At 67.9% G+C, this 12,555-nt stretch carries 11 protein-coding genes and 1 pseudogene; 1 reads left to right on the forward strand and 11 read right to left on the reverse strand.

Annotated features, from left to right (window positions below):
* Window positions 1-28: 28 nt before the first annotated feature.
* A complete protein-coding gene (locus tag KGM94_RS01855; RefSeq protein ID WP_300254283.1) occupies window positions 29-1,102 on the forward strand; it encodes a YeeE/YedE family protein in 1,074 nt (357 codons plus the stop codon).
* A gap of 129 nt (window positions 1,103-1,231) precedes the next feature.
* On the opposite strand, the gene KGM94_RS01860 is transcribed toward KGM94_RS01855, so the two are convergent.
* From KGM94_RS01860 to KGM94_RS01910, 11 genes and pseudogenes are all read right to left on the reverse strand, one after another.
* The gene (locus KGM94_RS01860) at window positions 1,232-2,728 is read right to left on the reverse strand and encodes an ABC transporter substrate-binding protein (protein ID WP_300254286.1); all 1,497 of its coding nucleotides are present in this window, start codon (window positions 2,726-2,728) and stop codon (window positions 1,232-1,234) included.
* 56 nt (window positions 2,729-2,784) lie between these two features.
* Window positions 2,785-3,795: an oligopeptide/dipeptide ABC transporter ATP-binding protein gene (locus KGM94_RS01865; protein WP_300254288.1), complete on the reverse strand. Its 1,011-nt coding sequence runs from the start codon at window positions 3,793-3,795 to the stop codon at window positions 2,785-2,787.
* Window positions 3,792-4,787, reverse strand: coding sequence for an ABC transporter ATP-binding protein (locus tag KGM94_RS01870; protein ID WP_300254289.1), 996 nt, complete (start codon window positions 4,785-4,787; stop codon window positions 3,792-3,794). The genes KGM94_RS01865 and KGM94_RS01870 overlap by 4 nt, the downstream gene beginning before the upstream one ends.
* A 2-nt stretch (window positions 4,788-4,789) precedes the next feature.
* Window positions 4,790-5,686: an ABC transporter permease gene (locus tag KGM94_RS01875; protein ID WP_300254292.1), complete on the reverse strand. Its 897-nt coding sequence runs from the start codon at window positions 5,684-5,686 to the stop codon at window positions 4,790-4,792.
* Window positions 5,683-6,633 (reverse strand): ABC transporter permease, encoded by a 951-nt coding sequence (locus KGM94_RS01880; RefSeq protein WP_300254294.1) that lies wholly within the window; start codon window positions 6,631-6,633, stop codon window positions 5,683-5,685. The genes KGM94_RS01875 and KGM94_RS01880 overlap by 4 nt, the downstream gene beginning before the upstream one ends.
* Window positions 6,634-6,745: 112 nt before the next feature.
* The gene (locus KGM94_RS01885) at window positions 6,746-8,167 is read right to left on the reverse strand and encodes an amidase (protein WP_300254296.1); all 1,422 of its coding nucleotides are present in this window, start codon (window positions 8,165-8,167) and stop codon (window positions 6,746-6,748) included.
* A 112-nt stretch (window positions 8,168-8,279) separates the two neighbouring features.
* The gene (locus KGM94_RS01890; RefSeq protein WP_300254298.1) at window positions 8,280-9,452 is read right to left on the reverse strand and encodes a fumarylacetoacetate hydrolase family protein; all 1,173 of its coding nucleotides are present in this window, start codon (window positions 9,450-9,452) and stop codon (window positions 8,280-8,282) included.
* A gap of 98 nt (window positions 9,453-9,550) precedes the next feature.
* On the reverse strand, window positions 9,551-10,267 hold the full coding sequence (locus KGM94_RS01895; RefSeq protein WP_300254300.1) for an ABC transporter ATP-binding protein: 717 nt from the start codon (window positions 10,265-10,267) through the stop codon (window positions 9,551-9,553).
* Entirely contained in the window at window positions 10,264-11,016 is a 753-nt protein-coding gene (locus KGM94_RS01900) for an ABC transporter ATP-binding protein (protein ID WP_300254303.1), read from the reverse strand. Before KGM94_RS01900 ends, KGM94_RS01895 begins: the two co-directional genes overlap by 4 nt.
* Window positions 11,017-11,018: 2 nt before the next feature.
* Window positions 11,019-12,044 (reverse strand): branched-chain amino acid ABC transporter permease, encoded by a 1,026-nt coding sequence (locus tag KGM94_RS01905; protein ID WP_300254306.1) that lies wholly within the window; start codon window positions 12,042-12,044, stop codon window positions 11,019-11,021.
* A pseudogene (locus KGM94_RS01910) lies at window positions 12,041-12,555 on the reverse strand (branched-chain amino acid ABC transporter permease); the annotation flags it as partial. The gene KGM94_RS01905 and the pseudogene KGM94_RS01910, both read right to left, overlap by 4 nt.

A 12,555-nucleotide genomic window follows, 5' to 3' on the forward strand; every position in this document is an offset into this window, starting at 1 on the left:
CCAGACGGAACGAGCCCATCCGGGAGGAATGCTGAGTCCTTCGACCATCGCGTTTGCGTGCGGGCTTACCGCCGGCGCCCTGCTCGGCGTCGCCGGCCGGGCCGGCCGATTCTGCACGCTTGCGATGCTCGAGGATGCGTTCTTCGGATCGGACTTTCGCCGCCTGAAATCCTTCGCACTGGCCGCGGCGGTGGCGCTGCTGGCAACGCAGGCGCTGGCCCGGTTCGGCATCGTCGACCTGTCGCGGTCGATCTATCTGACGCCGTCGATCGGGCTCGGCGGCGCCGTCGTCGGCGGGCTGATGTTCGGCGTCGGCATGGCGCTGGTGGGCACCTGCGGCTTCGGCACGCTGGTGCGCATCGGCGGCGGAGACTTGCGCGCGATCGTCGTCTTCCTCGTGCTCGGTATCTCGGCGCTGGCGACCATGCGCGGCATCACCGGAATGCTGCGCGTGCTGCTGATCGAGCCGCTGTCGCTGCGGCTGCCCGAAGGCACCAACCAGACGCTGACGTCGCTGCTCGGCCCCGGTTTCGGCGCGGCCCTCGCCATCTCCATCGCCGCCGCACTGGCGTGGTGGGCGCTCGCCGACGGCAAGCTGATCCGCTCGCCGAGGCTGTTCGCCTCCGGCCTTGCGGTCGGCGCGGCGATCGCGTTCGGCTGGTTCGCCACCGGCTGGCTTGCGGACGACGAGTTCGATCCGGTCCGCGTCTCGTCGCTGAGCTTCGTCGCCCCGCTCGGCGACGCCATCCTCTATATCGCCACCTTCTCCGGCGCGCGGCTGAATTTCGGCATCGGCTCGGTCGCCGGCGTCGTTGCCGGCTCGCTTGCCTCAGCCATGCTCGCACGCGGCTTCCGCTGGGAGGCCTGCGACGACGCGCGCGAACTGAAGCGCCACATGACCGGTGCGCTGCTGATGGGCATCGGCGGCATCATGTCGATGGGATGCACCATCGGACAGGGTCTGTCCGCGTTCTCCACCCTCGCGGTGTCGGCCCCGATCGCGATGCTCTCGATCGCCTGCGGCGCGCGGCTCGGCCTCGAATTCACCATGACCGGCGAATGGCTGCCGGCCGTGCGCCGGCTGTTCGGGGCTTCGACGTAGCATGGCCACTCAGCACTTATTGCAGGGTGGGCAAAGCGAAAGCGTGCCCACCATCTTGCTTCAACGCTCGCAGAAGAGGTGGGCACGGCGCGTTCGCGCCTTTGCCCACCCTACGCTGTCACTCGACCACTATTCCCACGACCAGGCCGAAAAATCGTTCTCGAACTGCGGGACCTGCTGCCAGACGCCCTTCAGCTTCTTGTTGGCGATGGTGATCCATTGCGGCTGGAACAGGAAGCCCGCCACCGCGTCGGTCGCCAGCATCTTCTGGGCCTCGCCGAGCAGCTTCGCGCGGCCGGCCTCGTCGGGCGTCGACATGATCTTCTTGTAGAGATCGTTGAACGCGGGCGACTGGTAGCCGAGATAGTAGTCCGGCTCGGTCAGCTTCACGAGGTCGAACGGTTCGACATGGGAGACGATGGTGAGATCGTAATTGTGCGGGCCGTTGGGCGCGAAGACCTGCGACAGCCATTGCGCCCATTCGACGTTCTCGATCTTGGCGACGATACCGACCTTGGCGAGCTGGGCCGCGAGAATCTCGCCGCCCTGCCGTGCGTAGGGCGGCGGCGGCAGCTTCAGCGACAATTCGAGCGGCGTGGTGACGCCGGCTTCCGCCAGGAGTTTCTTGGCCTTCTCGGGATCGTAGGGGTTGATGCCGGTGGTGTCGACATAGCCGAGCGAGCCCGGGGTATAGAAGCTGCCGATCGGCGTGCCGAAGCCGTCGACGGCGCCGTCGATCATCGCCTTGCGGTCGATCGCGGCCAGGATCGCGCGACGCACCCGCACGTCGTCGAGCGGCTTCCTCTTCTCGTTGATGCCGACGATGGTCTTGGCCTTGGAGCCGCCGATCAGCACGGCAAAGCGCGCATCCGCCTTGAACTGAGCGAGGCTGCGGGCGGCCGTGACGCGCGGAAACGCATCGACGTCGCCCGACAGCAGCGCCGCGACCTGCGCGGCCGGATCGGAGATGAAGCGGATCGTCACCTTGGAGAGCTTGATCGCGGAGGCGTTGCGGTAGTCGGCCCACTTGTTCAGCGTGATCGAGGAGCCCTTGGCCCAGGCGCCGAGCTGATACGGGCCGGTGCCGATGGGCTGGGTGGCGTCGGTCGGCGCGCTCTTCGGCTCGACGATCGACGCGCTCGCCTGCCCCATCAGGAACGGGAAGTTCGGCTCGGAATATTTCAGCGCAATGACGACGGTGTCGGCGTCCGGCGTCGCGATCGACTCGAAGCTCTGGAACAGGCTCTTGTCCTTGTTGGTCGAGGTCGCCACCGCGTTGCGCTCGAACGAGAATTTTACCGCGGCGGAATTGAAGGGCTCGCCGTTCTGGAATTTCACGCCCTTGCGCAGCTTGAACGTATAGGTCTTCAGGTCGGGCGCCGCCGTCCAGCTCTCGGCCAGCAAGGGCGAGACCGTGCCGTCCTCGTTGATCTTGGTGAGCGTCTCGTAGATGTTGTAGAGCGTGACTTCCGCAATCGCTGCGGCGGCCGCCACGGTCGGATCGAGCCCCGGCGGCTCCAGCGTCATGCCCATGACGACGCTGTCCTTCTTGCCCTGCGCCAGCGCCGGAAGCGGCGCCGACGCAAAGGCGGCGGCGACCGCGATGATGATGAGTTTCTTGAACATGCGCATTTCTCCCCGGCCATTCACGTTGTCAGTCTAGGCCAATCCGACACGAGACGCTAACCGCCCTCCGCCGACGAGGCGGGCTGCGACATCACCGCCTCCACCTTGTGGCAGGCGGCGAGATGGGTCTCGCCGACCCTGCGTAGCTCAGGCGCAGCTTCGCGGCAATGCTGGTCGGTCAGGGGACAGCGCGATGCATAGGGGCAGCCGGTCGCGGCGGCCGATTGCGAGGCGATCGGCTGGGCTCCCCGGCGGCGGCGCACCCCGCCCGGCCGGGCGCGCGGCACCGCCTCCAGCAGCGCGCGCGTATAGGGATGGGCGCAGCGCTCGAACAGATCCTCGGGCCGCCCCTGCTCGACGATCTGCCCGAGGTACATCACCGCGACCTCGTCGCAGAGATAATCCACCACCGCGAGATCGTGGCTGATCAGGATGTAGCTCAGGCCGAACTGCTCCTGCAGGTCCTGCATCAGGTTCAAGACCTGCGCCTGCACGGAGACGTCGAGCGCGGACACCGGCTCGTCGGCCACGATCAGCCTGGGCTGGGTGATGAGCGCGCGGGCGATCGCGACGCGCTGGCGCTGGCCGCCGGAGAATTCGTGCGGATACTTGTCCATGTCGGTGTCGCGCAAGCCGACCTGCCGCAGCACGGCGGCGACACGCGTGCGCAGCGTGGCGCGGTCGATATGCTCGAGCGCGGTGAGCGGCTCGGCGACGATGCGCGCGATGGTCTGGCGCGGATCGAGCGAGCCGTAGGGGTCCTGGAACACCATCTGGAAATCGCGCCGGGCGCGGCGCAACTCGGCCGCGTCGATCCGGTTGAGATCGCGACCGAGAAGCGACACCGACCCCGACGTCGGCCGCTCCAGCGCCATCACGAGGCGCGCAAAAGTCGATTTGCCCGAGCCGGATTCGCCGACCACGCCGAGGCTCTTGCCCGCCTCGATCCGGACGCTGACGCCGTTGAGCGCGCGCACCTCGCCCGCGGAGCGGAACAGGCTCTCGCGCGGCAGCCGATAGCGCTGCGCGAGATCGGTCACCTCCAGAATCGGCTGCTCGGGTGTCATGCCGGAACGCTTCCTTCCGCCATCGAGACATCGGTGCGGATGCAGCGAACCCCGTGCCCGGAACCGACCTCGACCAGCGGGGGAAGCGCAGCGCGGCAACGCTCCTCGACCAGTGGGCAGCGGTCGGCAAAGACGCAGCCATGAGGCAGATCCGCCAACTCCGGCACGGTGCCGGCGATCGTCTTCAGCCGCGTGCCCTTGCGCGCGCCGAGCCGCGGCCGGGCGCGGAACAGGCCCTGGGTGTAGGGATGGCCCATGCGCCGGAACACCTCATCGCTGGGCCCGCTCTCCACCACCGTGCCGCCATACATCACCATCATGCGCCGGACGTTCTCGGCGATGACGCCGAGATCGTGCGAGATCAGGATCATCGACATGCCGCGCTCCGCGACGAGATCGGCGATGAGGTCGAGGATCTGGCCCTGAATGGTGACGTCGAGCGCGGTGGTCGGCTCGTCGGCGATCAGGAGGTCCGGCTCGCAGGCGAGCGCCATGGCGATGGTGATGCGCTGGCGCTGGCCGCCGGAGAACTGGTGCGGATAGGCGTCGACCCGCCGCGCCGCGTCGGGAAGCCCGACGCGGTCGAGCAACGCGATGGCCTCGCGCCGCGCCTCTCCCGCCGAGCGGTCCTTGTGCCGCCGCAGCGGCTCGGCGACCTGGTGTCCGATGGTGTGCATCGGATTGAGCGCGGTCATCGGCTCCTGGAAGATCATGCTGATGCGATTGCCGCGCAGCCTGCAATAGTCGGCATCGGGCAGGGTGACGAGTTCGCGGCCGTCGAGCCGGACGCTGCCGCTGACGACGGCGCTGTCCGGCAAGAGGCCCATCAGGGCGAGCGCGGTGACCGACTTGCCGCAGCCGGATTCGCCGACCAGCCCCAACGTCTCGCCGCGCTTCAACGCAAAGCTGACGCCGCGCACGGCCTGCGCGGGGCCGCGGCTGGTGTTGAGTCGGACGCCGAGGTTTTCGACCTCGATCAGGGGCGCGCTCATGCTCACCGCTCCCGCGCCAATCGGGGATCGAGCAGGTCGCGCAATCCGTCGCCGAGCAGGTTGAGGCCGAGCACGGCGATTGCGATCGCCACGCCCGGATAGACCGCGAGCATCGGCGACTGGAACAGCAGCGTCTGCGCGTCGTTCAGCATGCGGCCCCAGGAGGGCTGCGGCGGCTGGGTTCCGAGCCCGAGATAGGACAGCGCCGCCTCCGCCAGGATCGCGAGCGCGAACTGGATCGTCGCCTGCACGATCAGGACCGACAGGACGTTCGGCAACACGTGCTCGATGGTGATGCGGAAGCCGCCCTTCCCCGCCGCTCGCGCGGCCAGTACGAACTCCCGCGCCCAGATCGCGTTCGCCGAGCCGCGCGTGACGCGGACGAAGATCGGGATCTGGAAGATGCCGATGGCGGTGATCGAGGTCACCATGCCCGGGCCGACGACGGCGGCGAGCATGATCGCGGACAGCACGGCGGGAAAGGCGAAGGTGAAATCCGTCAGCCGCATGATGATCTCTTCGGTCCAGCCTCTTCGCGCAGCCGCGATCAGCCCGAGGCAGACGCCGAAGGTCAGCCCGATGCCGACCGCGATGATACCGACCAGGATGGTCGAGCGCGCGCCGACCAGGAGCAGCGAGACGATGTCGCGGCCGAAGGCGTCGGTGCCGAGCCAGTGCGACGTCGACGGTGGCTTCAGTTTGGCGGCGATGTCGATCTCGTAGGCCGACCAGGGAGTCCAGACCAGCGACAGCAGCGCCGAACCGATCACCAAAAGCACGAGCGCGCCGCCGAGCACGAAACTGCGATGGCGCAACGCGCGCGGCCAGAAGCTGGTCGCGGGCCGCGACGGCGGCGCGATCGCCGGTCCCCCGACGGCTGCGGTCAAGGGATCGCTCACAGGTCGTGGACCTTGATGCGGGGATCGATGAAGGCATAGAGCACGTCGACCGCGAAGTTGACGACCACCACCATGGCCGCGAGCAGCATCACGCAGTTGCGGACCACGATCAGGTCGCGGTTGGCGATCGACTGGAAGATCAGCCGGCCGAGGCCCGGCAGATAGAACACGTTCTCGATCACGATGGTGCCGGCGAGCAGGTTGGCGAATTGCAGGCCCATCACCGTCATGACAGGGATCATCGCGTTGCGCAGCACGTGGCTCCAGAGCACCTCGCGCTTGCCGAGCCCCTTGGCGCGCGCGGTGCGGACAAAATCCTCGCGCAGCACCTCCAGCACCGCCGAGCGGGTGACGCGGGCTAGGATCGCGGCCTGCACCACCGCGAGTGAGATCGCCGGCAGCAGCAGCGACCTGACGCCCGCCCAGATGCCGTCGTCCCAGCCGGCGAAGCCGCCCGCCGACAGCCATTGCAGCTTCACCGAGAACAGCAGGATCAGGAGAATGGCGAACCAGAAGTTCGGCAGCGCAATGCCGATTTGAGTCAGCGACATCACGCCGACGTCGCCGAGCCGGTTGTGATTGGCGGCGGTGTAGATGCCGGCGGCGAGCGCCAGCACCACCGTGATGAGCATCGACATGATCGCGAGCGGAATGGTCAGCACCAGCCGCTCCGCGATGAGGCCGGCGACCGGCGTGCCGTAGACATAGGAGCTGCCGAGATCGCCGACCGCCATGCCCTTGAGCCACAGCATGTAGCGATAGGTCAGCGGCTGGTCGAGCCCGAGCTTGACGGTGAGTGCGCGCACGGCGTCCGGCGAGGCGTCGGCGCCCATCAGCATCTGCGCCGCGTTGCCGGGCAAGGCATCGAGCACGAGGAAAATGATCAGGGACGCGCCGACCAGCGTCGCCGCCAGGGTCAAAAGCCTCCGCAGGAGGAACACGCTCATGCCGTGCGCTCTGGCTCGGATTCGGCCTCGTATTGATCGTTGGACCGACCTCGCGGCACGATCAACACGTCCCGCGTCCCGACGCAAGCCCCCTGCCGCACGCCTCCGCTCCTCATGCCGGCCGACGGGACAACAGATCGCAGGACGACTCGAACAGCGCGCTCACCCGCAACAGCTCCGCATCGGCACGGAAGCGGCCGACGAGTTGCAGCCCGATCGGCAATCCGTCGCGGCCGAAGCCGCAGGGCAGGCTGATGGCGGGATGGCCGGTCATGTTGAACGGCATGGTCCAGGGAAACCAGTGCGGCCGGACGCTGTCGTAGTTCCGGCCGTCGATCTCGATGCTGCCGAAGAGGTCCTGGTCGATCGGCAGCGCGGTCCGCGTCAGGGTCGGCATGGCCAGGAGGTTGCCGCGCGCGAGCAGCGCCTGCACGCGGCGGAACAGCGCCGTGCGGTCGAACATCGCCTGCTGGTAGTCGACGCCCGTCACCCTGGTCGCGAGCGCGATCTGCCTGACGAAGGTCTCGCTCAGCTCGTCCCTATGCTCCGCGACCAGCTTCTCGAAGCGCGTGCGCCAGACGGTGTGGTTGATGGCGCGCCAGATCGGCTCGACGTCAAGACCCTCGCCGGAAAATTCCTCCAGCTCAGCGCCAAGGCCCGCCAGCCGGTCGAGGCTCGCCCTGAAGGCGCCGGCCACGTCGGCGGAGACCGGCCGTCCCGGCGGCGACAGGCAGTAGAGGATGGTCTGCCCGCGCAGATCGCCGCGCGGCGCGGCGGCTTCGACGAAATCCGGTACGGGAACGCCGATCGACCAGGGGTCGGAGGCATCCTCGCCGGCGAGCGCCTGCATCATCAGCGCGGTATCGGCAACGTTGCGCGTCGTCGGCGTCACATAGGTCTGGTTGCCGAAGGCGTCCTGCACCTGGCTGTGCGGGATGACGCCGTTGCTCTGCTTCAACCCGACGACGCCGTTGCAGGCGGCGGGGATTCGCGTCGAACCGCCGCCGTCGGTCGCGATCGCCAGAGGCGCGATGCCGCTTGCCACCGCCACCGCCGCCCCGCCGCTGGAGCCGCCGGAGGACCGCGTCGCGTCCCAGGCGTTGCGGGTGCGGCCGAACAGCGGCGAGTCGGTTAGGCACTTGCTGCCGAATTCGGGCGTGGTGGTCTTGCCGATCAGGATCGCGCCCTGCGCGCGCAGGCGGGCGACCGCCACGGCGTCCTGGTCCGGCACATTGTCCTTGTAGGGAACCGCGCCGAAGGTCGTCTTGATGCCTTTCGTGTTGACGATGTCCTTGACGGTGACGGGAATGCCGTGCAGCAGGCCGAGCGGCTCGCCGGCCATCATTTTCCGCTCGGCGGATTGCGCCGCGGCCATGGCCTCGTCGCCGCACAGCGTGATGAAGCAGTTCAATTTCGGCTGCAGCGCCTCGGCCCGCGCGAGCACGGCGCGCGTCACCTCGACCGGCGACACCTCCTTGCGGACGATGCGGCCACGCAGTTCAACGGCCGTGAGAAGACAGGGATCGTCGCTCATTTCGGGAACCGGCTCGCCATCGACGCTACGCGCAGCCTGCCAGCGCGCCGACGGCCTGTCCATTTCCGCAGACGCATGGCCGCAGTCGCCGCCGGCATCGTTTGCGACCCCGTCACAGCAGTTTTCGCTGTGCCAGGTTTTTCATCAGCGCGCCGATGCCGAAGGTCCAGGGTTCGCATTCATCGCTGGAACGCACGCGGTTGACCAGCCGGCCGAGCTGCGGCGCCGAGATCGTGACGACGTCGTCGCGCTTGTGGGTAAAGCCCTGTCCCTTCGTATCGCGGTCCTCGACCGGCGCGAACATGGTGCCGAGGAACAGCACGAAGCCGTCGGGATATTGGTGCACGGGCCCGATGGTCTGCTCGACCAGATCGGTCGGGTCGCGGCTGATCCGGCCGATCGAGGAATGGCCGTTGAGGACGAAACCGTCCGGCCCCTTCACGTTGAGGCTGATCTCCATCCTGCGCGCGTGCTCGAGCGTGAAGCCGTCGTCGAACAGGCGCAGCAGCGGGCCGATGGCGCAGGAGGCGTTGTTGTCCTTGGCCTTCGAAAGAAGCAGCGCCGAGCGCCCTTCGAAGTCGCGCAGGTTGACGTCGTTGCCGAGCGCGGCCCCGACGATCCGGCCGCGACTGGAGACGAACAGCACGAGCTCCGGCTCCGGATTGTTCCAGGTCGATTTCGGATGCAGGCCGGCATCCATGCCGGTGCCGACCGAGGACAGCACCGGCGCCTTGGTGAAGACCTCGGCGTCGGGGCCGATACCGACCTCGAGATACTGGCTCCAGGCCTGCTGCTCGATCAGCACCTGCTTCAGCCGCATCGCCTCCGCCGAGCCGGGCTTCAGCCGCGACAGATCGTCGCCGACGAGGCGCGTGACCTCCTTCCGGATCGTTTCCGCGGAAGCCGGATTGCCGCGCGCGCGCTCCTCGATCACGCGTTCCAGCATGGAGACGGCAAAGGTCACGCCGGCGGCCTTCAACGCCTGCAGGTCGACGGGTGCGAGCAGCCAGGGCCTTTGCCGGTCGCGGCGATCGGGCGGCGTGTTGGCCGCGATTGCCTCGAGATCGCCGATCCGCTCGCCCTTGGTCGCGCGCAAGGCCTGCGCCGGATTCTCCTCCTCGCAGAGCGCGCTGACGGTCGGGAAACGGCCGCTGACGTCGAACACGCCGTCACCGCGCACCGCGACCACGGCGGGGCCCTGCACCTGCGGCAGCCAGACCCGCCCCGCCAGCGTGCCCGCCGTTCCGTCCGCGGGCAGAACCTCCCTCGCCGTCAGTGTCGTCATGGCCGTCTCTCCATTTCATTGCGCCGGTCGGTGTCGACCCTAGCACATGGCTTTGATGGGTGAAGCCGGGGCCGATCGCAAGCGGCAACAGCGGCGAACTACAGCGCCAGGTAACGGCGGCGGATCGCCTCGTTGGCCTTCAGCTCGTCGATTCCGGCGGCGTACACGATCTGGCCCTTGTCGATCACGGTGGCGTGGCTCGCCAGGCCCAGGCAAAAGTGCATGTTCTGCTCGGCGATCAGCACGGTCGATCCGATGCTGCGCAGCTGCCGCAAGAGTTCCCCGATCCGCTGCACGATGATCGGCGCGAGCCCTTCGCTCGGCTCGTCCAGCAGCAATAGCGCGGGATTGCCCATCAGCGTTCGCGCGATCGCCAGCATCTGCTGCTCGCCGCCGGAGAGGCGCCCCGCGATACGCTGGCGCAGCGGCTCGAGCAGCGGAAAGACGTCGTAGATGCGCCTGATCGACCATTCGTCCTGGCCGTCGGGTCCCTTCTTTTGCCCGATCACCAGATTGTCCTCCACCGTGTGCTCGGGGAAGATCTGCCGGTCCTCGGGCACGAAGCCGAGACCCGCGCGCGCGATCGCATGCGGCTTCCAGCCGGAGATGACAGCGCCGCGCAGGCTGACGGTGCCGCGCTTCGGCGGCGCCAGCCCCATGATCGCCTTCAGCGTGGTCGACTTGCCGGCGCCATTGCGGCCCAAGAGCGCCATGGTCTCGCCCTGCCGCACCGACAGCGCGACGCCAAACAGGATCTGGCTCGTGCCGTAGTAGACGTCGAGGTCGGCGACCTCGATGATCGGCTGCGTGCTCATGCCGCCCCCGCATGCTCGGTGCCGAGATAGGCATCGATCACGGCGGAGTTGTTGCGTATCTCCTCCGGCGTGCCGGTTGCGAGAATGCGGCCGTAGCACAGCACGACGATCTTGGGCGCGATCTTGAACACGATGTCCATGTCGTGCTCGATGAAGACGACGGTGATCTTCTGCGTTTCCCAAAGCTCGCGCACCTTGTCGATCATGCGCCAGCGCTCCTCCGGGCCCATGCCGGCGGTGGGCTCGTCGAGCAGCAGCACTTTTGGCTCGAGCACCAGCGCGAGCGCGATGTCGAGCAGCTTCTGGTCGCCATGCGACAGCGTCGCCGCCGTGCGGTCGCGCTTGGCGGACAGGCCGAGCAGCTCCATCACATGCTCGGCATGGCCGCGGGTCTCGGCCAGCGGAAAGCGCCGGTGCAGGACAGACGCCTTGCGCTGGTCGGCGGCGACCGCCGCCAGCATGGTCTCCTGCACCGTCAGCGAGGGAAAGATGCTCGCGACCTGGAAGGCGCGGCCGATGCCGTGGCGCACGATCTCCGGCGGCGAGCGGCCGGCAAGATCGACGCCGTCGAGCAGCACCGCGCCCGCATCCGGGGTCAGCGCGCCGGTGATCAGGTTGAAGAAGGTGCTCTTGCCCGCTCCGTTGGGGCCGATCACCGCCGTGAGCGAGCCGTCGGAGAACGCCAGCGACACGTCATTGGTCGCCTTCACCCCGCCGAAGGATTTCTGGAGGTTGCGGATCTCGAGCATGGCTAGTCCCGCCCCTCGCCCGCGTCACGCCGGTGCGCGACCCATTCGACGGCGAAGTCCAGCAGTCCCTTGCGCAGGCCCAGCGCGAAGAACAGGATCACGACGCCGAGCACGATGCCGTGGTACTCGGTGAACCGCGTCACGGTGTCGTTGAGCAGCAGCAGCAGCACGGTGCCGACCATCGGCCCCAGGAAGGTCGAGACGCCACCGAGCATGTTGATGAAGATGGCCTCGCCCGAGATCGTCCAGTAGGCGAACTCGGGGTATGCGCCGGACACGAACAACGCCATCACCATGCCGCCCATCGACGCGAACAGCGCCGCCAATACGAAGATCGTGAGCTTGGCGCGCCAGACGTCGATGCCGAGGAAGCTCGCGCGCCCCGCATTGTCGCGGATCATGCGCAGCGTATAGCCGAACGGCGACTGCGCGATCTGGCGCATCGCGAGCAGGCCGAGGACCAGCAGCGCGCAGGCCGCGACGTAGAGATGGATGTGGTTGGACAGGTCGATGCCGAGGAAGGCGGGGCGCGGAATGCCGCCGCGCAGGCCCTGGTCGCCGCCGGTGAACGACGCCCAGGACAGGATGGTCGAGTGGATCAGCATCTGGAAGGCGAGCGTGACGAAGGCGAAATAGATATCCTTCAGCCGCACGCAGATCGCGCCGATGACCGTTGCGATCACCGCGGTGATGGCCAGCGTCGTCACGAAGGCGACCGGAATGGGCACGGCGAGCCGCTGCATGATCAGCCCGAAACCGTAGGCGCCGAGGCCGAAGAACATGCCGTGGCCGAACGAGGTCAAGCCGGTATAGCCGACCAGCAGGTTGAGCGAGGTCGCAAACAGGCCGTAGGCCGAGCAGCGGATGACGAAATCGAGCAGCGCCTTGCTGCCGGTGAACAGCGGCAGGCTCGCCAGCACGACGAAGGCGAGCAGTGCGACCAGAACGTCGAGATAGCGCGCACCCCATGCCCGCGCCGCGCCCGTGGGCGCCAGTGCTCCGGCGCGTCCGGCCTGAAGCTCGGTCATGCCACCTCCTTGCCGAACAGGCCGGAGGGCCGCAAGACCAGCACGACCACCATGAAGAGATACATCAGGCCTTCGGTGAACAGGGGAAATCCGAGCGAGCCGAAGGATCTGATCAGGCCGAGCAAGAGCGCACCGATCAGCGCGCCGAGGATCGAGCCCATGCCTCCGATCACGGTGACGATGAAGGATTCGATCAGCACCGAAAATCCCATGCCGGGGGTGAGCGAACGCACGGGTGCGGCGAGCGCGCCGGCCAGTCCCGCGAGCATGCCGCCGAGCGCGAACACGCCGCCGTAGATCAGGCCGGTGTCGACGCCGAGCGCCGAGACCATGCCGGGATTCTGGGCGGCGGCGCGGATCACCTTGCCGATCCGCGTACGCGACAAACCGATGCCGAGCACGACGGCGGCCGCCAGCGCGACGCCGATCAGCAGCAGGTAGTAAGGCGGCACCACGCCGCCGGCGATGAACAACGGCGCCACCTGGAACGCGGTCGGCATGCCCATCGACC

The organism is Bradyrhizobium sp. (genome assembly GCF_028868675.1).
In the GTDB taxonomy this organism is placed as follows: Bacteria; Pseudomonadota; Alphaproteobacteria; order Rhizobiales; family Xanthobacteraceae; genus Bradyrhizobium.